The 23,199-nt window shown below is 51.6% G+C and carries 21 protein-coding genes; 15 read left to right on the plus strand and 6 right to left on the minus strand.

What is annotated here, in order from left to right:
- Positions 1–23: 23 nt before the first annotated feature.
- The 3 genes from hisIE (at position 24) to AGRI_RS06110 (ending at position 4,835) form a co-directional block, all read left to right on the plus strand.
- Positions 24–638 carry a bifunctional phosphoribosyl-AMP cyclohydrolase/phosphoribosyl-ATP diphosphatase HisIE gene (hisIE, locus tag AGRI_RS06100; RefSeq protein ID WP_008984113.1) on the plus strand — a complete coding sequence of 205 codons (615 nt, stop codon included), beginning with the start codon at positions 24–26 and terminating at the stop codon, positions 636–638.
- Between the two features lie 178 nt (positions 639–816).
- Positions 817–2,553 (plus strand): PocR ligand-binding domain-containing protein, encoded by a 1,737-nt coding sequence (locus AGRI_RS06105; protein WP_008984114.1) that lies wholly within the window; start codon positions 817–819, stop codon positions 2,551–2,553.
- Positions 2,554–2,678: 125 nt separating this feature from the next.
- Complete coding sequence (locus AGRI_RS06110) at positions 2,679–4,835, plus strand: S46 family peptidase (RefSeq protein ID WP_008984115.1); 2,157 nt, start codon at positions 2,679–2,681, stop codon at positions 4,833–4,835.
- Between the two features lie 44 nt (positions 4,836–4,879).
- Here AGRI_RS06110 and AGRI_RS06115 read toward each other — a convergent pair whose 3' ends face one another.
- Together AGRI_RS06115 and AGRI_RS06120 are read right to left on the minus strand one after the other, a co-directional pair.
- The gene (locus tag AGRI_RS06115; protein WP_008984116.1) at positions 4,880–5,500 is read right to left on the minus strand and encodes a TetR family transcriptional regulator; all 621 of its coding nucleotides are present in this window, start codon (positions 5,498–5,500) and stop codon (positions 4,880–4,882) included.
- Positions 5,501–5,651: 151 nt separating this feature from the next.
- Positions 5,652–6,080: a CBS domain-containing protein gene (locus AGRI_RS06120; protein WP_008984117.1), complete on the minus strand. Its 429-nt coding sequence runs from the start codon at positions 6,078–6,080 to the stop codon at positions 5,652–5,654.
- A gap of 197 nt (positions 6,081–6,277) precedes the next feature.
- Between AGRI_RS06120 and AGRI_RS06125 the strand changes: the two genes are divergently transcribed.
- From AGRI_RS06125 to AGRI_RS06135, 3 genes are read left to right on the plus strand one after another with little or no spacing between them, the layout of a single operon-like run.
- Entirely contained in the window at positions 6,278–7,021 is a 744-nt protein-coding gene (locus AGRI_RS06125; RefSeq protein ID WP_008984118.1) for a helix-turn-helix domain-containing protein, read from the plus strand.
- Positions 7,022–7,066: 45 nt separating this feature from the next.
- Positions 7,067–8,185, plus strand: a complete 1,119-nt coding sequence (locus AGRI_RS06130) for an efflux RND transporter periplasmic adaptor subunit (protein WP_008984119.1) — start codon at positions 7,067–7,069, stop codon at positions 8,183–8,185.
- A gap of 10 nt (positions 8,186–8,195) precedes the next feature.
- A complete protein-coding gene (locus tag AGRI_RS06135; protein ID WP_008984120.1) occupies positions 8,196–11,270 on the plus strand; it encodes an efflux RND transporter permease subunit in 3,075 nt (1,024 codons plus the stop codon).
- Between the two features lie 49 nt (positions 11,271–11,319).
- Here AGRI_RS06135 and AGRI_RS06140 read toward each other — a convergent pair whose 3' ends face one another.
- A complete protein-coding gene (locus AGRI_RS06140) occupies positions 11,320–12,177 on the minus strand; it encodes an EamA family transporter (protein WP_008984121.1) in 858 nt (285 codons plus the stop codon).
- A gap of 261 nt (positions 12,178–12,438) precedes the next feature.
- Between AGRI_RS06140 and AGRI_RS06145 the strand changes: the two genes are divergently transcribed.
- Together AGRI_RS06145 and AGRI_RS06150 are read left to right on the plus strand one after the other, a co-directional pair.
- Positions 12,439–13,716: a DUF3422 family protein gene (locus tag AGRI_RS06145; RefSeq protein WP_008984122.1), complete on the plus strand. Its 1,278-nt coding sequence runs from the start codon at positions 12,439–12,441 to the stop codon at positions 13,714–13,716.
- Between the two features lie 12 nt (positions 13,717–13,728).
- Positions 13,729–14,403: a lytic transglycosylase domain-containing protein gene (locus AGRI_RS06150; RefSeq protein WP_008984123.1), complete on the plus strand. Its 675-nt coding sequence runs from the start codon at positions 13,729–13,731 to the stop codon at positions 14,401–14,403.
- On the opposite strand, the gene AGRI_RS06155 is transcribed toward AGRI_RS06150, so the two are convergent.
- The 3 genes from AGRI_RS06155 to AGRI_RS06165 are packed head-to-tail and all read right to left on the minus strand — an operon-like array spanning position 14,388 to position 17,022.
- Positions 14,388–14,831 carry a CBS domain-containing protein gene (locus AGRI_RS06155; RefSeq protein ID WP_008984124.1) on the minus strand — a complete coding sequence of 148 codons (444 nt, stop codon included), beginning with the start codon at positions 14,829–14,831 and terminating at the stop codon, positions 14,388–14,390. The genes AGRI_RS06150 and AGRI_RS06155 overlap by 16 nt on opposite strands.
- A gap of 11 nt (positions 14,832–14,842) precedes the next feature.
- Positions 14,843–15,961, minus strand: a complete 1,119-nt coding sequence (locus tag AGRI_RS06160; RefSeq protein WP_008984125.1) for a PilT/PilU family type 4a pilus ATPase — start codon at positions 15,959–15,961, stop codon at positions 14,843–14,845.
- Positions 15,962–15,969: 8 nt separating this feature from the next.
- Positions 15,970–17,022 (minus strand): type IV pilus twitching motility protein PilT, encoded by a 1,053-nt coding sequence (locus tag AGRI_RS06165; RefSeq protein WP_008984126.1) that lies wholly within the window; start codon positions 17,020–17,022, stop codon positions 15,970–15,972.
- A gap of 26 nt (positions 17,023–17,048) precedes the next feature.
- On the opposite strand from AGRI_RS06165, the gene AGRI_RS06170 reads away from it, so the two are divergent.
- From AGRI_RS06170 to AGRI_RS06200, 7 genes are read left to right on the plus strand one after another with little or no spacing between them, the layout of a single operon-like run.
- A complete protein-coding gene (locus AGRI_RS06170; protein ID WP_008984127.1) occupies positions 17,049–17,747 on the plus strand; it encodes a YggS family pyridoxal phosphate-dependent enzyme in 699 nt (232 codons plus the stop codon).
- Positions 17,740–18,555 (plus strand): pyrroline-5-carboxylate reductase, encoded by an 816-nt coding sequence (gene proC, locus AGRI_RS06175; protein WP_008984128.1) that lies wholly within the window; start codon positions 17,740–17,742, stop codon positions 18,553–18,555. The genes AGRI_RS06170 and proC overlap by 8 nt, the downstream gene beginning before the upstream one ends.
- A 15-nt stretch (positions 18,556–18,570) precedes the next feature.
- Positions 18,571–19,110, plus strand: coding sequence for a YggT family protein (locus AGRI_RS06180; protein ID WP_008984129.1), 540 nt, complete (start codon positions 18,571–18,573; stop codon positions 19,108–19,110).
- Between the two features lie 12 nt (positions 19,111–19,122).
- Positions 19,123–19,557, plus strand: a complete 435-nt coding sequence (locus AGRI_RS06185) for a DUF4426 domain-containing protein (protein ID WP_008984130.1) — start codon at positions 19,123–19,125, stop codon at positions 19,555–19,557.
- Between the two features lie 9 nt (positions 19,558–19,566).
- Positions 19,567–20,172: an RdgB/HAM1 family non-canonical purine NTP pyrophosphatase gene (gene rdgB, locus AGRI_RS06190; RefSeq protein ID WP_008984131.1), complete on the plus strand. Its 606-nt coding sequence runs from the start codon at positions 19,567–19,569 to the stop codon at positions 20,170–20,172.
- Positions 20,169–21,311, plus strand: coding sequence for a radical SAM family heme chaperone HemW (gene hemW, locus AGRI_RS06195; protein ID WP_008984132.1), 1,143 nt, complete (start codon positions 20,169–20,171; stop codon positions 21,309–21,311). The genes rdgB and hemW overlap by 4 nt, the downstream gene beginning before the upstream one ends.
- A 21-nt stretch (positions 21,312–21,332) precedes the next feature.
- The gene (locus AGRI_RS06200) at positions 21,333–23,180 is read left to right on the plus strand and encodes a DUF885 domain-containing protein (protein ID WP_008984133.1); all 1,848 of its coding nucleotides are present in this window, start codon (positions 21,333–21,335) and stop codon (positions 23,178–23,180) included.
- The last annotated feature ends 19 nt before the right edge of the window (positions 23,181–23,199 follow it).

Here is a 23,199-nt window from a genome sequence, read left to right on the forward strand (position 1 = left end):
AGCAAACTATACGAGACAAGTAAATGAATCCTGAGCAAATCAACCAGCTTAGCTGGCCCGATAGTCAACTGTTACCGGCGATAGTGCAACATGCCATCTCCGGCAAGGTGCTAATGCAAGGCTATATGAATCAGGATGCGCTGCAGCATACGCTGCAAAGCGGCAATGTCACCTTCTTTAGCCGCAGCAAGCAGCGACTGTGGACCAAAGGCGAAAGCTCGGGTCACACCCTGCAGCTGGTCAGCATCGACAGCGATTGTGACAGTGACAGCCTGTTAGTACTGGCCCTGCCGCAAGGGCCAACCTGCCACATTGGCACCGAAACCTGCTGGCACGATAATGATGCTAATAGCCCACAGCTGGCGTTTTTATATGACTTAGAGCAAGTCATCAAAGCGCGCGAAGGCGCCGATCCGAAAAGCAGCTATACCGCCAGTTTATTTGCCAAAGGCGTCAAACGTATCGCGCAGAAAGTCGGTGAAGAAGGCGTCGAGTCGGCTTTGGCAGCGATGGCTGGTGATCGCGAAGAGCTGAAAAATGAAGCCGCTGATCTGCTGTTCCATCTGCTGGTACTGCTACGCAGCCAACAGCTGGAGCTGGCCGATGTGATTACGATTTTAAAGCAACGGCATCGTTAGACACAGCACTGTCTGCAACAAAGTCAACAAGCCAGAAAGACTGGCGTTAGGGCGCGGTTCTGTACTGGCGCCCTAATGATTTTGTGCTATACCTAAAGTTCAACTGGCGCAGAGGTTGTCTCTGACTGCTTTGAGGCTAAGCGCCGTCATTAACGGAGGCTGTAGTTCACAGCAAAACATGTCACACTCTGAATCTCCCAAGGCATCAGATCAGGCTGTTCCGGCGCCGCTGATTGCGAAGTGGAATCTCAGCACCGGTGAAGACACTGTGGCCTCCTATCCTTTTGCATGCTCGCTCGATTTACCCCGTCTGAATACGATTTTTGCTAACTTTCAACAGGCACTCGGTGTCACCATAGCGCTGATCGATTTACAGGGCAAAGTCTTAGCCTCCTCCGAATGGCAACATGCTTGTTTAAATTTTCATCGCCAACAACCAGGCACCCTGCATAATTGTCTGCAAAGTGACACAGTATTAGCAAATCAGCTGTTGCAACAACAACAGCAAGCCGTCTACCGCTGTCATAATGGTTTAACCGACTGTGCGGCGCCAATTCGTATTAACGGCCGCCATCTGGCGAATGTGTTTATCGGACAGTTTTTTCAGGAACCACCGGATTTGGCGTATTTCCGGCAGCAGGCAGCAGAAAATGACTTTGATCAGGCTGATTATCTGGATGCGATAGCTAGAATACCGATTATTCCGGCACAGAAAGTTAAGCCCATGCTGGATTTAATCAGTACTATGGCAGAGCAGATAGCTGAACTCAGTTATAACCATTCGCAAAGCCAGCAACTATTGGAGCGGGTTGAACAGGAAGTCAAACGCCGCACTCTTGAGCTGCAGATGCAGAATCAGATCCTCAGTTTAATTAGTCAGAGCGCGCCCCTACCCTATATTCTGGAGCAGTTGGTACTACAGATTGAACAACAATATCCGGGGTTAATTTGCTCGGTGTTGTTGTTGGATGAGAAAACCGGCCGGCTACAACATGGTGCAGCGCCGTCCTTACCTGAAGCTTATAACAGAGCAGTTGATGGTTTAAAACTCGGCCCGATGGCTGGTTCCTGCGGTGCTGCAGCGCATAGCGGTGAGATTTTAATTGCCGAAGATCTGTACACCCACCCCAACTGGCAGGCTTATCGTGAACTGGTCGATTTGGCAAGCATTCGCTCCTGTTGGTCGATTCCAATTAAAGATGCCGGGCAACGGGTGTTGGGCACCTTTGGTATTTACCAGCGCCAACCTGCTAAACCCGATCAGACCTTTACTGAAAAAATGCAGGTTTTCAGTAATCTGGCTGAGTTGGCCATTAGTCGCTTTAACTCTGCAGAGAAAATCCGTCACATGGCGTTTTATGATGAACTGACCGGTTTGGCGAACCGCCGCTTGCTCGATGAACGCCTGCAACAAGCGCTGGCTTCCAGCCGCCGCAGCAACCGCTTTGGCGCCCTGCTATTTTTAGATTTAGATAATTTTAAGCCGGTTAATGATGTGTACGGCCATAAAACCGGCGATGCGCTTTTAACTGCCTTTGCTTCACGTTTACAGCAGCTGGTACGACAAACGGATACCGTCGCGCGCCTGGGCGGCGATGAATTTATTATGCTATTGGTTGATCTTGAACCAGATGCCACAATGGCCAGACAGCAAGTGGAACTACTGTTGGAGAAAATTCGCCGCGCGCTGGCTCAACCCTTTATGTTAGAAACGCCGGAGCAACCTGTCTTCAATTGTCATTGCAGCATAGGGCTCTCGCTTTACCATGGTGCGACTGATACCGCAGACGAATTACTGAAACGCGCCGACCAGGCGATGTATCAGGCAAAACAGCTAGCTGGTACTCAGGTGTGCTGGAGTGACGCCATTAACCTCCCCGATTCAGCGCTGGCAACCACGCCATTCACCCCATAAACTCCGGCGTTGGCCGGGAAGAAGTGTAACAGGGTTTGTCCGCCCCTTGACAAGGTCACAGCACCAACCGACTATAGCGACAGCCTGTTTGGCGTACTAATAACAATATCCTGATAAGAGTTCCTATGAAAAAATCCCTGCTCGTGCTGGCTTTGACCAGCGGTTTTGCGTTGGCTGATGAAGGCATGTGGATGCCACAACAATTGCCAGAAATTGCCTCGGAATTAAAAGCGGCTGGTCTTGAACTGGATCCGGCTAACCTGACCAAACTCACCGAATTCCCAATGGCGGCTATTGTCAGCCTGGGCGGCTGTTCAGCGTCTTTTGTTTCACCACAGGGTCTGGTTGCCACTAACCACCACTGTGTTTATAACAGCATTGCGCACAACTCAACGGCTGAAAACGACCTGCTGAAAAACGGCTTTTTAGCCAAAACGCTGGCTGAAGAAGTGCCGGCAGCACCGGGTAGCCGGATCTTTGTCACCAAGGCCGTAGATAAGGTGACGGAGCGCGTTATCGATGCGAAAACCGCGAAATTAACCGGTAAAAAGCGGCTCGATGCCATTGAAGCGAATCAGAAAGCCATCGTTGCCGACTGTGAACAGGATGCCGGTCACCGTTGTACCGTAGCCGCGTTTTATGGCTCGCTGGAATACTACCTGATTAAACAGCTGGAAATTAAAGATGTGCGTCTGGTGCATGCGCCGGCTGAAGGCGTTGGCAAATTCGGTGGCGACACCGACAACTGGATGTGGCCACGCCACACCGGCGATTATAGCTTCCTGCGCGCCTATGTCAGCCCGGATGGTAAGTCTGCCGACTTCCACAAAGATAACGTACCTTATACGCCGGATTTCCACCTGAAACTGGCGAAAGACGGCTTAAAAGAGGGTGATTTTGTGATGGCGCTGGGCTACCCCGGTCGCACCAACCGCCATCGTTTACCGTCAGAAGTTGCCGATACCTTCGATTGGAGCTACCCCACTACGGTGCAATATCTGGGCGAGCTGCTAGAGATTATTGGCCGTGAAACGGCTAACGATCGCGATGCGGCGCTGAAATATGCCAGCCGCGTCGCCGGATTAAATAACGTGCTGAAAAATCGTCAGGGTATGCTGGATAGCTATGCCGAAAGTGACTTTTTACAGCGCAAACAGGCCGAGCATCAGGCGTTAAAAGACTGGGTTAACAGCGACCGAGCTAACAAGCAGGCCTATGCCAAAGATTTAGCCGCGATCGAGAAGCTGTTAGAGCAACAGCAATCAGAAGGTCGCAGTAACTTCTTACTGGCCAATGCAGCACCGCGTTTGCTGGGCACAGCCCGCAGTCTGTACCGGCTGGCCAACGAGAGCACCAAGCCAGATGCTGAGCGTAAAGCCGGTTTCCAGCAACGTGACTTACCTCGCTTCCAGGCCTTTATGGCTGGCATGGACCGCACCTTTGACGTGCGGGTTGAAAAAGCGATGGACCTGCATAACCTGAAAAAATATGTTGCTCAGCCGAAAAAGCAGCGTAATGCTGATTTCGATAAAGCGATGGGCATTCAGGATAATATGACAGAAGCCGCCTTAGTGGCGCTGATCGATAGCTGGTATGCCAATACTAAGCTGACCGACCAGGCCGAGCGGTTGGCATTGTTAAGTGCCAGCCCGCAAGACTTTGCTGGCAAACAGGATGCCTTTATCAAAGCAGCAGTCACGCTGTATAAAGCGGATCTGAAACGCGAAGCTGAGCAGGAAGAGCTGGCTGGTAAAATCCAGCAAGCCTATGCCAGCTATATGCGCGCCAAAATTGCCTTTATGCAGTCTCAGGGCAAAGCCGTTTACCCGGACGCCAACAGCACCTTACGGGTAACTTATGGCAACGTAACGGGTCGTGCGCACGGTAACGAAGACGGTAATGCCTGGACTGCCTTTACGACATTGCGTGGTATTACTGCTAAAGCGACCGGTGAAGGGGAATTTAATGCGCCGCAAAATCAGTTAGAGGCGATTAAAGCGAAGAACTACGGTCCTTATGCCGTACCCGCGCTGAATTCGGTGCCTGTTAACTATCTGGCGACACTCGATATCACTGGCGGTAACTCGGGCTCAGCCATTCTGAACAGCAAAGGTGAATTTGTTGGTCTGGCCTTCGATGGGACTCTGGACTCAATTATTTCCGATTGGGATTTCAATCTGACGAACACCCGTTCGATTCAGGTGGACCTGCGCTTTATGCTGTGGCAAATGCAGCAAGTCGATAAAGCCGACAATCTGTTACAAGAGATGGGCGTGCAATAAGCCCTTGCTGATAAAAACCTCCGCTTAAGCGGAGGTTTTTGTTTTTACACGACTTTACAGCCTAAACGCTGAAAATAATCGTCGAGTAACTGTCGCGCAGTATCGATAGTGTTCAATTCGTCCGGCTCCCGCAGAATACTCAGATAGAGTCCCATCATATAGGCTTTTAACGCCAGTGCCGCGCGTTGTTCGTTAAGGTCAGCGGCCACCAGCCCCAGCTTTCTGGCTTGGCGAAAGAGCCCCTCACAACGCTGTTTAATGCGTAGGTGCAGATCCAAATTATGCTGATGTAAATCAGCCAGTTCCCCAACCTGCTCGCAGCGGGTTAACAGGATCGCATGCACCCGGTAGTGCCGTTCGTCTTCGAATAGTTGCAGCAAGCTGGCCAGACACATCTGATATAACGCCTGCAGCGGATCGGCTTCTTGCTCAATTTTTTGTTCAAACATCCGCTCCATCGGCAGTTTTACCCGCTGTAACATGGCTTTAAACACACTGACCTTATCGGTAAAATGCCAATAGATGGCGCCACGGGTGAAGCCACCGGCACGGGCAATCATTTCCAGTGAGGTTTTGGCATAACCGTGCTGCAAAAACATCCATTCCGCAGCATCTAAGATTTTATCGCGGGTATGTTCTGCATCCGCTTTACAGGGTCTGGCCATTGACTTTCCACTACACGACTGTACAACTAACGCCACAAATTAACATTCATGTATGTTTGTATCAACTATTTTTCGACCGGCAATCCGTTAGCAGCGATGGGGCTGGATGCATTCACCTTTGCGGCTTTACCAGTTTGCGGTTTAGCTTAGTTTAGTTACGCTGCAGCAGCTCAGCGGCTAACCTGACAAAGTCTGAAGACGTCAAAATACCCAGCAGCTTGTTTTGACTATTCACCACTGGCAGGCAACCATGCCGGTTTTGCACAAAAAAACTGGCGACCTGTTGCAGGCTTTGCTCCGGTGTCACCGTCGCAAAATCTGTTAGCATTAATTCAGCAACCAGCTGCTGTTTTTCCTTACGCTCCAGGGCGCTGGCACCGTATTTGGCGAGCAGGCTCATCACCGCAGCAATCATCACTTTTTGGGTCAGCATCCCCACTAACTCGCCATTATCTTCAATAACCGGAATATGGCGGATATTTTTTTCGCGCATTAAATCATGGGCTTCTTTTAGCGTTGAGGCACGTTTTACTGATAATGGATCGGCAGTCATTAAATCAGCGACGGTGGTAATGGTCATTTCAGGCTCCCTTTACTTGATATGGTTTCTGGCGCATAACTGCGTCTTAATTGCCTGTATTAGTTATAGCGAATTATTGGCCGCTGCGACGCGCGCCAGATCAAATAAGGTTTATTTTTTTCGCACTCAACTTGAACCTTGCTCATTTTTTGAATCTGGTTCATAATTTCGCATCCTTCATAAAACTGGTTGATCAGATGACGGTTAACGAACGTAAGGAGCGGCAACGCTTCGACAGAGAACAACTGTTTTTGGATAAAGCAGCCCAACTTATCGCCAGTGAGGGCATCCTGCAATTACAGATGGCGCCGCTGGCCAGAGCTTGTGAGTACGCGACCGGTACCCTGTATCAGCATTTCAGCTCGAAAGAAGATTTATTGTTAGCACTGGTAGCCCGCAACGGCTGCAACCAGTTGAAATTGTTTCAACAGATCGCTGCTTTAGCAATTTGTAACCGCCACAAGATCCTGGCGCTTTGCGTTGCCGAAGAGCTGGCACGGGAGTATCACCCCAGCCACGCCAGGCTGGAGCAATACGTTTTTACTGAGGTAGTTTGGGAAAATGCCTCCGCCAGCCGGCGCCAGATGATTCTGGATAACAGCAAACCTTTGTCAGAGCTGGTCAGTGGTATTGTCGGTGCCGCCCTGGCCGCCGGCGAGCTGCCAGATCATCAGTGTACCGCTCTGGAGCTGTCGATAGCCCCCTGGGCACTGTGCACTGGGAGCCATAATCTGGAACAAACCTCCGGCTTACTGGCCGCTTTTGGCTTGAATAAAGATCCATTGCAACGCTATCGCCATATGCACCTGCTACTAAATGGTATGCAGTGGCAACCGTTACAGGATTTAAACGACACCGCGGCGTTAGCCGCACAGTTACAGCAGTTACGACAACAGGTTGCACCGTTATTTAGTGGGTTTTGTCAGCTCACTGTGGAATAGATTTTACTTTCGTTAATCGGGCCAGCGCCCTTGCAAGGAGATATCATGCTTAAGCGTATGATTATTATGCTTATCCTCGTTACTGTGTTATTTGGCGGTATTTTCGGTTACAAAGCCGTCGGTAATTACTTTATGAATCAGTTCTTCGACAATATGCCCATGCCGCCGGCAGCGATAACCGCCAGCACGGTCAGCGCGGCACAGTGGCAACCGGCCGTAAATGCTATCGGCAGCTTTGCTGCCGTGAATAGCACCGAACTGACCACCGAAGCCAGCGGCATTATCAGTAGCATTCGCTTCGACAACGGCGCGTTAATTAAAAAAGGCGAACTGTTAGTACAACTGGACGATAGCGTCGACCAAGCTGAGCTTGCCCGGTTAAAAGCTGCCGAGCAGTTGGCCAAACTGGAGCAAAGCCGCCTGGAGCGTTTATTCCGCGATAAGGGAGTATCGGAGCTGGAGCTGCGCCGGCGCGAAAGTGAAGCCGCTCAGGCCAGCGCTGCTGTCGCCTCACAACAGGCACGTATTGCGCAAAAATCGCTGTACGCGCCCTTTGATGGTGTGGCCGGTATCCGTCAGGTCAGTCTTGGGCAGTTACTGACTGGCGGCACGACTGTGGTCAGTTTGCAGTCGCTGGACCCGATTTATCTGAACTTTACTCTGCCTGAGCAGCAACTGGCGCTGATTGAAGTGGGTAAACCATTAACGGTAAGGGTAGATGCTTATGGCGAACAAGCGTTTAACGGTGCAATCACCGCCGTCGCACCGGGCATTCGCGAGTCAAGCCGCAGTATTGAAGTGCAAGCTACTTTTGCCAATCCGCAGCAGTTATTGCGCCCGGGTATGTTTGCCCGCGTCAGTATGACCACCGGTGAACCCAATACCGTTACCCTGATCCCACAAACCGCAGTGCAGTTTAACCCTTATGGCAACTCGGTGTTTGTGATCACCGAACAGGATGGCCAACAGGTTGCACAACAGCGTTTTATCCGCACCGGTGAAGCGCGCGGCGATTTAATTGCCGTCACAGCCGGTCTGGAGCCGGGTGAGCAGGTCGCGACCTCGGGCTTGTTAAAACTGCGCAATGGCGCCGTGGTAAATATCGTTGAGAACAGTCAGGCTGAGCCCAGTGCTGAGCTGACCCCGACACCGGCTAACCAGTAAGGATTGCAGTATGCGCTTTACCGATATCTTTATTAAAAAGCCGATCCTGGCCAGCGTGGTCAGTCTGCTGATCCTGCTGCTGGGCCTGCGCGCCATCTCCGAAATGAATGTGCGGCAGTTTCCGGAAATCAAAAATGCGGTAGTAACGGTTAGTACCGTCTATGTCGGTGCTGATGCCGATCTAATCCAGGGCTTTATTACCACACCACTGGAGCGCGAAATTGCCGCGGCCGAAGGCATAGATTATCTGGTTTCTAACTCCGTATCCGGAGTCAGCACGATTCAGGCTTATCTGCGCCTGGACTATGATCCGAATGAGGCATTAACTCAGATTGCGGCCCAGGTGAATAAAATTCGCTCTGAACTGCCGGAAAATGCCCGCGACCCGGTCATTTCACTAAAAGTTGGCCAGAACGTGGCCGCGATGTATCTATCGTTCTACTCTGAAGTGCTGGGTAATAATCAGATCACCGACTACCTGGTACGGGTGGTGGAGCCGCAGCTGGCGACGATCCCGGGGGTGCAACGCGCCGAAATTCTGGGTGCCCGCACCTTCGCGATGCGAATTTGGCTGGATCCGGTGAAGCTTGCTGCCTATAACCTGACCGGATCAGACGTCAGTGCGGCACTCCGTGGAAACAACGTACTGGCCGCTTTGGGTAGCACTAAAGGTCAGATGGTGGCGGTAGATTTAAATGCCGCAACCGATTTACGCTCAGCGGCTGAGTTTGAACAACTGATTGTCAGCAGTGATGGTGCTGCCGTAGTCAGGCTGCGCGATGTGGCAACCGTTGAGCTGGGTGCAGAAAGTTATGACAGCTCGGTCAGCTTTAATGGTTTGGCCGCCACCTTTATGGGCATTGAAATTTCACCGGATGCCAATGCGCTGGATGTGATTGCCGAAGTACGTAAAGTTTGGGATCGCGATATTATCCCGCAGCTGCCACAGGGGCTGGATGCCGATATTCCGTATGACTCCACTGAATATATTGAAAACGCTATCGATGAAGTCGTGATTTCAATTGTGCTGGCGCTGGTGATTGTCGTACTGGTGATTTACGCCTTCTTAGGCTCGATGCGCAGTGTGATTATTCCGGCCGTGGCGATACCGGTATCGCTGGTGGGGACTTTCTTCTTAATGTGGATTCTGGGTTTCTCAATTAACCTGCTGACGCTGCTGGCGATGGTACTGGCAATCGGTATCGTGGTTGACGACGCGATCATTATGCTGGAAAACGTGCACCGTTTTATCGAGGAAGGCCATTCCCGCATCGATGCTGCGATTATGGGTGCACGCCAACTGGCCTGGCCGATTATCTCGATGTCGACCACACTGGTGGCGGTATTCCTGCCGATTGGTTTTGTTGGCGGCTTAACCGGCGTACTCTTTGTTGAGTTTGCCTTTACCTTAGCCGCTTCGGTGATCCTGTCAGGGGTGGTCGCACTGACACTGTCACCGGTAATGTGTGCCTATATCCTGAAACCACACAGTACTGACGGTAAAAAAGAAAAGTCGCTGGAGGCCTGGCTGGATGCACGTTTTGAGAAATTGCGCAGCGCATACCAGCGGCAATTACACAGTACGCTAAACACGATGCCGGTAGTGCTGACCTTTGCCGCCGTGGTACTGGTGTCCTGCTATTTTCTGTTTGTGACCAGCCCGTCCGAGCTGGAACCTGCCGAAGATCAGGGCTTTGTATTCTCAATTCTTAGTGCAGACAGTTACGCTACCCTGGATTATCTGGAGCGCAACACCGCTGAACTGAATAAATTACCGGCACAAGCACCCGAGATCCGCAACGTCTTTATTATCAATGGTATGGGCGGCACTAATACTGCTATCGCCGGCTTTGTGCTGGCGCCCTGGGACCAGCGGGAGCGCACTACTGCTCAGGTGCTGGAGCAAAATATTCAGCCGCATCTGGCCGGTATTCCGGGCTTAAACGCCTTTGCACTGGTACCGCCTTCGCTGCCCTCTTCTGGTGATGGTACGCCGATTGAGTTTGTGATTGGCTCAACCCAACCGTTCGCTGCCTTACAGGAAGTGGCACAAGAAATTCTGGGCCGGGCCATGGCATCGGGGCGCTTTATCTTTGTTGATAGTGACTTAAAAATCGACAAACCGAAGCAAACCGTGCTGGTCGACCGCGAAAAAGCTGCGCTGATGGGCGTCTCAATGCAGCAATTGGCGGCAGATTTAGGCTCGTTACTGGCCGGTGCCGATGCTGGCCGCTTTGCACTGGATAACCGCTCGTACCGGGTTATTCCGCAAATCGAGCGCAGTGAGCGGCTGAATCCGGCGCAGTTAAAGGACTACTATACCCGTAATCAGCAAGGCGAGCTGATCCCGCTATCCACGCTGGTGACGCTGAAGGAATCGGTACAACCCCAAGCCTTACGCGGCTTTCAGCAGCTAAATGCGGTAAAAATCTCCGGCGTACCACGCCCGGGTGTGCCCTTAGGTGAAGCCCTAGCGGTGTTGGATAATATTGCCGCTGACGTCATGCCAGCCGGCTTTAGTATTGATTATGCCGGTCAGTCACGGCAGTACAAGCAGGAAGGTCAGCAACTGGTGATTACCTTCTTCTTTGCCCTGATTGTGATTTTCCTGGTGCTGGCAGCCCAGTTCGAATCGTACAAAAACGCCATTATCATTATGGTCACGGTACCGATGAGTGTCTGTGGCGCGCTGATCTTTACCAGCCTGGGTTTTACCAGCATTAATATCTACACCCAGGTCGGTCTGCTGACCCTGGTCGGTCTGATTGCCAAGCACGGTATTCTGATTGTTGAATTCGCTAACCAGTTGCAACAGGAGGGTAAGTCGAAGCGTGACGCCATTGAAGAGGCCACCGCGCTGCGGCTACGCCCGATTCTGATGACCACAGCGGCAACCGTGCTGGCGGTGATCCCGCTACTGGTCGCCACCGGTGCCGGTGCAGCCTCGCGCTATGCGATGGGCGTAGTGATTGCCAGCGGTATGACCATCGGCACTTTTTTTACGCTCTATGTGGTTCCGGCGATGTACCTGTTGTTGGCGCGTGACTATCGCCAGCAACCAGACAAAGAAGTGACTGAGCAATAACCTGAGACAAAGGCGGCTACGGCCGCCTTCTTTAATTCGTTATTCCGATTTAGTGCTTGGAGTTTTTACTAAGTGTGCTGCCCAAAGACGCGCTGATCACCAGCAAAATAGCCAGCCACTGGGTCAGTGTGAGCAGTTCAGCCAACAATAAGAACCCTGCCAGGGCGGCAATTGCCGGCTCTAAACTCATTAACACACTAAAACTCTTTGCCGGTAACGCCTTTAACGCCACCATTTCCAGACTATAAGGTAAGGCACTGGACAGCGCCGCTACTGCGATCGCCAGCGGAATAACCTGCCAGCTAAATAAGCTGCTACCGGCACTAACTAAACCAATCGGCACTAAAAAAGCCGCAGCCACGGTCATCCCTAGGGCAACCGTAATGCCGCCCGAGGCCAGATTACCGGCGCGCTGGCCAAATAAAATATACCCCGCCCAACAGGCGCCGGCAGCCAAAGCTAACATGACCCCAACCGGATCCAACGCATCGACACTGGTCATATCTGGCAGCAACAGCAGGATCCCGCCCAAGGCTAACGCCACCCAGAGCAAATCCAGTTTCCGCCTGGAAGAGAACAGTGCCACTGCCAGGGGCCCGGTAAATTCCAGAGCGACACCAATACCCAGCGGAATACGGGCGATAGCCAGATAAAAGAGCAAATTCATACCACCCAGGCAGGCGCCGTACACGATCACGGAGCGCCAGCCACGCCCCTGCGGTAGCTGCCGCCAGGGCCGGAATACCAGCCATAGCATCAAAGCCGAAAAACCGACCCGCAGCGCTGTGGTGCCCTCAGGGCCAATTACTGGAAAGAGTTGCTTGGCAATCGAAGCCCCACTTTGAATGGTGACCATTGCCAGGAGTACGCTGGCAACAGCCAGCCAAACCGCCTTGTTGGTTTGCATAACGACCTTGTTCGGATCCGGAATAGTGATATTTTACGCCATTCCCAAGCAAGCGTGTTGTGCTTTCAAGCATTGCACCGAAAACAGGCAACATGCCTGCTTCTGGCGCAAACAGGCAATAATAAAACCTCTCTCTCCCGAAGCATTGTCTTGGTAAATTCATCGTTCTGTTAAGCCTTTGTCATCAGCTGCCAGCAGAATATTCAAGCTGGCACATTACCTGCTACTAACCTGATAGTCTCAGTCACAGCGGAGCGCAATATGGAAAGCTTATCCCGCCGTAATCACCCGTTACGTGATGTACTGGATAAAGAATTACAGCAGCGCACCTTTGGCTCTATTAGCGCGCCCTGCCGGCTGTGCCACTTTATGCTGACGGTCAGCCCGGCATTACGCAGTGTGGAGTTGACGCTAATGCAACAACTGGCGCAACAGCAAGGTAAACAACTCAGTGATAATGCTCAGGATCTGACGCTGCCACTGTACGGTTTATGGCTGCGCTGGGAGCGGCATGGCGAATTCTCCAGCTATACCTTTATCCGCCCAGGCATCGCAGAGCCCTGGTTTGATGATCCACTGAGTTTTTTACCCAGCCGTGACTGGTTCAGCGAGCTACCGGGACAAATCTTCCGGATTGTGCAATTAACGATTTTAACCGCAGAGCAGTCACCGGCGGACACCTTAATCCGGCAAAGCTTTAATGCCGATAACTGTATCAGCAGTGAGTTAGCCGGCGGCCAGGCACGGATCTGGACTGATTTCCAGAAGCATGCTGAAGGCGCCGGTCGGATGCTGCTACTAAGTAAAGGTTTGACCGGCGACGCACTCGGCCGGCTGGCGCAACAACTGTTCGACCTGGGTAACTACCGTAAGCTATCGCTGCTGGGTTGGCCACTGGCTCGCCAGAGCCTGCAGCAGCTGAGCGAGCTCGAATTACAACTGGCTGGTTTAACCCAGAGTATTGAGCTGCAACAACGCAGTGATGAACAGTTACTGCATGATATTACCGGTTTGGCCGCGGCCACCGAGCGACTGATCGCCGAAAATAGCAACCGCTTACAGGCGACGGCGGCTTACTATCAGCTGACGTTGGATCGATTAAAGGCACTGCAGGAAAGTCCGCTCGCGGATCATCTGTCATTACAGGACTTTACCGAAAAGCGCCTCACCCCGGCGTATCGTACCAGTGAGGCAGTGCAGCGGCGGCAGCAGCTGCTGTCCAGCCGGCTGGGGCGTTGTACGGAGTTATTACGCACCCGGCTTAATCTGAAACTGGAGCAACAGAATCAGCAATTGCTAAGCTCAATGGAACAGAAAGCCAAACTGCAACTGAAGTTGCAGCAAATGGTGGAAGGCTTTTCGCTGGTTGCGATCAGCTATTACGCGGTACAGTTAGCCATAAAACTGCTAAGCAGCCTGCAATACTGGTGGCCTGAGCTTAACGTCGGACGCTGGCAAAGTATCGCCATTCCTGTCATTATTATTGGCGTGGCGGGGTTGCTGCGTTATCAGGCAGCCCGCTTAAAACGGAGTCTTTAAGGAAAGAGCGGCTTGACTGGCAATCTTAAGTGGATCCCCCTGCTGTTATTATTACTGGCACAGCCAGTAATCGCCGATGACAGCAAACCCGTGCAGCGGTTAAGTCCGCAAAGGCAGGCTTTGCCTGAGACCAAAAATACCGCACCACAGATCCTGGTTTATAAAAGTCAGCGCGAAGATGGTTCAGCTGTGTTTTCTGACCGGCCGCCTGCCAATCAGCAATATGAATTGCTGCGTTTCGATTGCTATGCCTGCGCGGTAAGCTCACCGATTGACTGGCATACAACACCCTTATTTCAACGCCGCTTCGCCCGGCTGATTGAACAGGTCGCTTCCGAGCTGGTATTAGATCCGGCGCTGATTCGCGCCGTTATTCATGCCGAGTCGGCCTTTAATCCACAAGCCGTCTCGCGGCGCGGCGCACAAGGTCTGATGCAACTGATGCCACAAACCGCCAGTATGCTGGGGGTCGCTGATCCAAGCCAACCGGAGCAAAATATCCGCGGCGGTAGCCGCTATCTGCAGCAACTTATCGATAGTTTTGATGGCGATCTGCGCCTGGCATTAGCCGCTTATAATGCCGGTCCGGGCGCGGTAAAACGCTTTGGCGGTGTCCCCCCTTATCCGGAGACCACCGCCTATATCGAGCGGGTATTGATTCTTCAGCAGCGCTATGGCGGTGGCTGAGCCGGTTTCCCTGGTTTTGCCAGCAGTGCGGCCTTCATCAGATCTTTCCAGGATACCAACCCTAGCAAACGCTGCTGTGGATCTGCCACCAGTAAGCAACTGATATTATTTTCCACTAACAGGCTCGCCGCCTGTCGCACACTGGTGTCCGGCAGCACAGTAATAACGGGGGTTGACATGACCTGATGCACTTTACGGGTACGCATCATCAGGCCAATAGCCTGTTCACCGGCCGCCTCCATCAGCGGGCTCAGCTCTTTGAAATAATCTTTCACCGAGACAATACCAACCACCCGATCCATACTATCGACCACCGGGACATGCTGGAACCGGGCCTGACTGAACACCGAACGCAGTGACGCCAGATTAGCATCACCGGAAGTGGTTAATAACCGGGTTCTGGGCGTCATAATCGCCAGTAATGACATGTCAGACTCCGTTAGTCTTTATCCAAGCCGTCGAGGGTGACACCCGATAAAAAGCCCGAACCTTTCACTTCATTATTGCGTAATTTGATCATCAGACGCAGATCATTTGGCGAGTCAGCATGGTGGATAGCATCGGTATAGCTGATGGTGCCCCGTTGATACAGGTCGTACAGTGCCTGATCGAAGGTTTGCATCCCCAGCTCGCGCGATTTCGTCATAACTGCTTTAATTTCACCAATCTCGCCTTTGCTAATCAGGTCGGCAACAAAGGGCGTATTCAACAGGACTTCAATTGCTGCCACCCGGCCGTGGCCATCTGCTGTCGGGATCAATTGCTGGGCAACAATACCACGTAAGTTTAACGATAAATCGAATAACAACTTATCATGCATCTCTTTCGGTACCAGGTGCATAATACGGTCTATCGCCTGGTTAGCATTGTTGGCGTGCAAGGTGGCGATACAAAGGTGACCCGTCTCGGCAAAGGATAACGCAAATTCCATGGTTTCCTGCGAGCGGATCTCACCAATCAGGATCACATCCGGTGCCTGGCGCAGTGAACTCTTCAACGCGGCATCAAAAGACTCAGTATCAATCCCCACTTCGCGCTGGGTAATTAAGCTGCGACCATGTTCATGCACAAATTCAATCGGATCTTCGATGGTCAGAATATGACCTTTGGCATTTTTATTGCGATAACCAATCAGTGCTGCCAGCGAGGTCGATTTACCGGTACCGGTACCACCGACAAACAGCACCAGGCCGCGTTTGGACATAATCACTTCTTTTAAAATCGGTGGCAGCCCCAAGTCTTCCACATTAGGAATGGTGGTAACAATACGCCGCATTACCATGCCGGCTTTGTCACGCTGCCAAAACGCCGAAACCCGGAAGCGGCCGGCATCATTGTGAATCGCGAAGTTACACTCTTTTTGCGTATTAAATTCGTGCTGTTGCTTTTCTGACATCACCGACAATACCAGCGCCAGCGAATCAATTTCGGTCAAGGGTTTATCATCAATAGGTGTTAACTCACCATTGATCTTTGCCGCCACCGGCATACCGGCGGTAACAAAGAGGTCAGACGCTTTAAGCTCGACCATTTTTTTCATGTAATTAACGATCTGCATACTTACCTCTAAAACCGGCCCATGGCACCGAAGGTATTCTTATCCTGCGCCTTGGCAGCAGCATCTTTTTGAGTGACCAAACCGCGGTTAACCAGATTGACTAAACATTGGTCCATGGTCTGCATACCATGAGCAGCGCCAGTCTGAATCACCGAATACATTTGGGCAATTTTATCTTCACGGATCAGATTTCGGATTGCTGGCACGCCAACCATAATTTCATGAGCAGCGATCCGGCCCCCCCCCACTTTCTTCAGCAGTGTTTGCGAGATAACGGCTCTGAGCGATTCCGATAACATCGAGCGCACCATATCTTTCTCCTCACCCGGGAAGACGTCGATAATCCGGTCGATGGTTTTTGGTGCTGAGGTGGTGTGCAGAGTACCAAAGACTAAGTGACCGGTTTCGGCGGCAGTCATCGCGAGGCGAATGGTTTCTAAGTCCCGCAACTCACCGACCAGGATCACATCCGGATCTTCGCGCAGGGCTGAGCGCAACGCATTACTGAAGCTATGGGTGTCACGATGTACTTCCCGTTGGTTGATCAGGCTGAGTTTGTTGCTGTGTACGAATTCGATCGGATCTTCAATGGTCAGAATATGATCAAAACGGCTGCTGTTGATATAGTCAATCATTGCCGCCAGAGTGGTACTCTTACCCGAGCCGGTTGGCCCGGTAACCAGGACTAAACCACGCGGGTTCTCGGCGATGGTTTTAAAGATATCCGGCGCGCCCAAATCGTCTAAGGTCAGCACCTCGCTGGGAATGGTACGGAAGACGGCAGCTGCACCACGGTTTTGCACAAAGGCATTGACCCGGAAACGCGCTAAATTCGGAATTTCAAAAGAAAAATCCGATTCGAGCCGCTCTTCGTACTCTTTACGCTGTTTGTCAGTCATAATTTCATAAACCAGTGCGTGCACTTCTTTATGATTCAGTGGCGGAATATTGAGTTTCCGCACATCACCGTCGACGCGGATTAACGGCGGTACACCGGCAGAAAGGTGCAAATCTGACGCTTTATGTTCCACACTAAAGGCTAATAATTCGGTAATATCCACAACCAGCAACTCCAACTTACCTATTTATGATGAATAACATAGCAGAACAACTGGCCCTCGCCTATCAGCAACTGCACAAATTCAGTGAAAGCCGCCCCGCAAGCTGGCCGCAGCCAAGGTTGATTGCGGTGAGCAAAACCAAACCGGTGGCCGACATTGTCGCCGCCTTTGCTGCAGGTCAACGTCAGTTCGGCGAGAATTATCCGCAGGAACTGGCCAGTAAAGCCGCAGAACTAACCCATTTGGGTGAGTTAGAATGGCACTTTATCGGCCCGCTGCAGTCAAACAAGACCAAATTAGTCGCAGAAACCGCCAGCTGGGTGCACAGCATCGACCGGGAGAAAATCGCCCGTCGCTTGTCGGAACAACGCCCGCCGCAGCTGCCACCATTAAAGGTGTTGTTACAAATAAATATCAGCGCCGAAACTTCAAAAGCCGGTATTGCGCCGGCTGAAATGCTCTCGCTGGCAGCGGCTGTGGCAAGCCTGCCCGGATTACAACTCTGTGGTTTGATGGCGATCCCGGAGGCACAGGGTAAAAACCTGGAGCAGGATTTTGCTGCGATGCAGCAGTTATCCCAGCAGTTACAGCAACTTTATCCACAAGCTATTGAATTATCTATGGGAATGTCAGATGACTGGCCACTGGCTCTGCGATATGGTGCAACTATGATAAGATTAGGTACCGCAATTTTTGGCGCAAGGAATTATGACAAGCATGAATGATAATAGGGTAGCCTTTATCGGCGCAGGAAATATGGCACGTTGTGTCATTGCAGCTATGGTTAAGGCCGGTTATCCGGCTGAAAATATTATGGCCGCTAATCGTAGCGAACCGAAACTATTAGCTCTGCAGGCAGATTTTGCGATTACCACCAGTTTAAGTAATAGTGAAGCGGCGCGCTGGGCCGACGTAATTATACTGGCGGTTAAGCCGCAGATGATGCAACAGGTGTGTGAACAGTTACTGGCAGAAGTACCAGAATGCCAGGAAAAATTGTTTGTTACGCTGGCTGCCGGCTTACCGGTAGCACGTTATGAGGCCTGGCTGGGTGAAATCCGGTTAGTCCGGGCCATGCCCAATACGCCCTCGCTGGTCGGTTTAGGTGTAACCGGTTTGTTCCCCAGCCGTTGCTCTAATTATGAAAGGGCCTTTGTTGACCATATCTTCAGCGGCACCGGGATGCGGGTGTGGCTGGAACAGGAAGCACAAATTAATCATATTATTGCTGTGACCGGCAGTGCTCCCGCCTACTTCTTTTACTTTATGCAGGCGATGCAACAAAAAGCTGAAGAATTGGGGTTTAACAGTACTGAAGCTAAAGCCATGGTGGCACAAACTGCGTTAGGTGCCGCAACGATGGCATTACAAAGCGAACACAGCTTTGCCGAGTTACGGGCTCAGGTTACGTCCAAAGGCGGCACCACCCATGAAGCGGTCACCACCTTTAGCGAGCAGGGCTTAGAACAAATGGTAGCCAACGCCATGCAAGCGGCAATTGCGCGCGCTGAGGCCATGGCCAAGACGCTTTAAATTGGGAGCAGACAGATGAACGCCGTAATTTTTCTGATTAATACCGCTTTTACGCTCTATTTAATGGTGGTGATGTTGCGTTTATGGTTACAGCTGGCCCGTGCTGATTTCTATAATCCATTCAGTCAGTTTGTGGTAAAAGCCACCAACCCTTTGGTGCTGCCACTGCGTAAAGTTATCCCAAGCCTCGGCCAGCTGGACACCGCCACCTTATTGCTTGCTTACTTGATTGCGACAGCGAAATATATTGTATTACAGCTGGTGTTTTCGCCAGAGCTAAATCTGGGGGTAAGTTTTATTTTGGGTGCTTTGTTGCTGTTCAAAGAAGCCTTGAATTTGTTGTTCTGGGTACTGGTGATCCGCGCCATTATGAGTTGGTTTAGCCAGGGCCGTAACCCACTGGAACAGGTGTTTCATCAGCTAACAGAACCTTTTTTAGCGCCGGTACGCCGTATTATTCCGCCCCTCGGTGGCCTGGATTTGTCGGTATTATTTGTACTGATTGCGCTGCAGTTTATTAATATTTTGCTGGCTGACTGGTTTAGATTGGTTTAATCGGAGTCCATCATGAGAAAATTAAGCTTAATGCTCAAAGGGGTAATGATACTGGCCGTGTTTTTAATGCAACCCGCGCAGGCGGAGCAGAAAAAAACGCTCGGTAACTGGGATATCCATTATATTGCCTTTAACTCCACCTTTTTAACGCCAGACGTCGCCCGAGCGGCTAACCTGAGCCGTAATAAAACTAATGCCATTATTAATATTTCGGTATTGGATAGCCAAAGCCAGCAAGCGCAACAAGTGGTGATCAGTGGTATTGCCCGTAACCTGCTGGGTCAGCAACGTGAGTTGACTTTTCGCGAAATTAAGGACGGTGACGCCATTTACTACATCGCGGTGATGCCATTTCGTAACGAAGAGCAGTTCCGCTTTAGCCTGGATATCCGCCAGGGTAATCAGCGCCAGCAACTGAACTTTGACCAGAAACTCTATACCGAATAGGACCTGCTGATGCAAAACGTGGTATTGGCCACCGGTAATGCCGGCAAAGTCGCAGAACTGTCGGCCATGCTGACGCCCTTTGCGCTGGACATTGTGCCGCAAACCGTACTTGGGGTTAGTGATGCCGATGAAACCGGCCTGACCTTTGTCGAAAATGCGCTGTTAAAGGCCCGCCATGCAGCACAAATCACCGGCTTACCGGCGATTGCCGATGATTCAGGTCTCGCCGTTGCTGCTCTGGGCGGCGCGCCTGGTATCTACTCAGCGCGCTATGCCGGTGTTGGTGCCGGCGATCAGGCTAATATTGATAAGTTATTGCAAACCATGAACAGTGTTCCGGCCAGCCAACGTCAGGCGGCTTTTCATTGTGTGCTGGTATATTTGCAGCATGCAGCGGATCCGACCCCACTAATTTGTCATGCTAGCTGGCAAGGCGAAATCGCGTTGTCGCAAAGCGGTAGTGGTGGCTTTGGTTATGATCCGGTGTTTTATCTGCCTGAACTTGGCAAAACCGCAGCTGAACTGAGCAAAGCAGAAAAGCAACAGCTGAGCCATCGCGGCCAGGCCCTGCGACAACTGGTTGCCGCGCTGCAGGTTAAGGAGCGCGCGCTTTGAGTTTAAGCCTGCCGCCGCTATCACTTTATATCCATATTCCCTGGTGTATCCAGAAATGTCCTTACTGTGATTTTAATTCCCATGCGGTAAAACAAGGGATCCCGGAGCAGGAATATATTGCCCACCTGCTGGCCGATTTAGATCAGGATCTGCCACTGGTTGCTGGCCGTCAGCTTAGTAGTATTTTTATCGGCGGCGGTACGCCCAGTGTGTTTAGCGCCGCCGGTATCACCCAAATTCTCGAAGGGGTAAAACTGCGGCTCCCTGTCGCTGCGGATTTAGAAGTGACAATGGAGGCCAATCCGGGCACCTTCGAAGCAGAGCGCTTTGCTGGCTATGTTGCCGGCGGTGTGACCCGTTTCTCAATCGGTGTGCAGAGCTTTCAAAGCGAACAACTAAAAGCTTTGGGACGCATTCATAATGCCGAAGAAGCCAAAGCCGCGGCGCGGCTGGCTGCTACCCTGCCACTATCTAGTTTTAATCTGGACCTGATGCATGGCTTGCCCGGTCAAACACTGGAGGGCGCATTAGCGGATTTGCAGCAAGCTATTGCTCTTAATCCTCCGCATTTGTCCTGGTATCAGCTAACGATTGAGCCGAATACCGCCTTTGCCAGCCGGCCACCGGTGTTACCCGAGGATGAGTTGTTATGGGATATCCAGCAGCAGGGTGCTGAGCTGCTGGCTGCAGCCGGTTATCAACAATATGAAACTTCAGCCTACAGCCAAGCCGGTCATCAGTGCCGGCATAACCTGAATTACTGGCGCTATGGCGACTATCTGGGTATTGGTTGTGGCGCTCACGGCAAAATTACCCTGCCTAGCCGCAACAGTATTCTGCGTACGGTGAAAATTAAACATCCGAAAGGCTATATGGATTTAAGCCGTGGTTATCTGGACGAGCGTACTCAGGTTGAGCCGGAAGATCGGCCCTTTGAATTTTTTATGAACCGCTTTCGCTTACTGGAGCCCTGCCCAATCAGTGACTTTAGCGCTCTGACCGGTTTACCCTTGGCTAGCATCAGCGCGCCTTTGGCAGAAGCCGAGCAAAAACAACTGATTACAGTAAGCCCGCAGCATTGGCAAATTACAGCCAAAGGTGCCCGCTATCTGAATGATTTACTGACACTCTTTATTTAAATAACCAAACAGAGGTCTGTTATGCGACAACATTTTCCCCTGAAAACCGCGGCCTTGCCGCTGCTGCTAAGTAGCTTACTGCTCAGCGCCTGTGGCCCGAAGACGGCTGAGCCTTCAGCAGTCGTTCCCGCCGCATCAGTCCAGCAAGTTGATCAAAATGAACGCGCCAATGCCCTGTTTGAGCAAATCTTTAATGAGCGGGTGCAGCGTAATCCGGTATTACAAACCAGCCTGGGTATTAAAGATGACTATGATAAATGGCAGGACCTGTCTGATGCCGCGTTTGAGGCAGAGCTGGCCCTTACCCGTCAGCATCTGGCCTTACTGGAAGGTATTGATGTTGCCGCCCTGGATAAACAAACCCGCTTAAGTTATCAGTTAATGCAGAAGCAGCTGCAGGAAATGCTGGACGATGCACGCTGGCGTCTGTACAGCTATCCGGTAAATCAGATGTTTGGCGTGCATTCACAGGTGCCAGCACTATTAATCAACCAACATAAAATTGACTCTGTTGACGATGCCAAGGCTTATATTGCCCGTTTAAATGCCGTGCCGGAATTATTCCGCCAGTTACAGCAACTGCTCACGCAAAGTGCCGAAGCCGGTATCATAGTGCCGAAGTTTGTATTTCCGCATCTGTATTCAGCCAGCGAAAACCTGCTACAAGGCGCGCCCTTTTCAGAACAAGGCGACAGTACCCTACTGGCAGACTTTAGTGCCAAAGTTTCGGCGCTGCCGTTATCAGAGCACGAGCAAAAGTTGTTGCTGGATGAAGCCAGAGTGGCACTGATTACCAGTGTTGGGCCGGCCTATCGCAGTCTGATCAGCTTTTTACAGCAGTTAGAGCAGCAAGCCGGTACCGATGATGGCGTCTGGCGCTTTCCGGAAGGCGCCGCCTTTTATCAGAATCGGCTGGCCCGGATGACCACCACCGATTACAGTGCTGAGCAGATCCATCAGCTTGGGCTGCAACAGGTCGAGCGTATTCATAGCGAGATGCGGCAAATTATGCAACAGGTCGGCTTTGCCGGCGATCTGGCCGAGTTTTTTGTGTTTATGCGCGAGGCACCACAGTTTTATTATCCGGATACTGAAGAAGGCCGCGCGGCTTATCTGGCTGAGGCCACCGCAGTGATTGACGATATGCGTACCAGGTTGGATGAGCTGTTTTTGGTTAAGCCCAGGGCGGAGATGATCGTCAAAGCTGTTGAACCCTTTCGTGAGCAGACCGCCGGTAAAGCCTTTTATCAGCGCCCCTCAATGGATGGCAGCCGACCCGGTGTTTACTATGCTAATTTGTACCGCATGAGCGATATGCCTAAATACCAGTTGGAAGCCCTCGCCTATCATGAAGGTATTCCGGGCCACCATATGCAGCTGGCCATTGCGCAGGAACTGGAGGGTATTCCGAAATTCCGCCGCTTTGGTGGTGCCACTGCTTATATTGAGGGTTGGGGCCTGTATTCTGAGTTGCTACCAAAAGAAATTGGCCTTTATCAGGACCCCTACTCTGATTTTGGCCGGTTGGCGATGGAATTATGGCGCGCTGCCCGTCTGGTAGTCGATACCGGTATTCACGCTAAAAAATGGAGTCGCGAACAGGCGATTCAGTATTTGGTCGATAACACCCCTAACCCGGAGGGAGACGCGGAAAAAGCCATCGAGCGCTATATCGTGATGCCGGGGCAGGCTACCGCTTATATGGTGGGTATGATTAAAATGCTGGAACTGCGCGAGCTGGCGAGAACTGAACTGGGTGAACGCTTTGATATCCGCGAGTTTCACAACGTCGTATTGCAAAACGGTGCTGTGCCACTGGACGTGCTGGAGCAGCTGGTCAGAGACTATATTGCCGCCAAAGGCGACTAACTGATGCTATTGCGCTGGT

Source organism: Alishewanella agri BL06, assembly GCF_000272005.1.
In the GTDB taxonomy this organism is placed as follows: domain Bacteria; phylum Pseudomonadota; class Gammaproteobacteria; order Enterobacterales; family Alteromonadaceae; genus Alishewanella; species Alishewanella agri.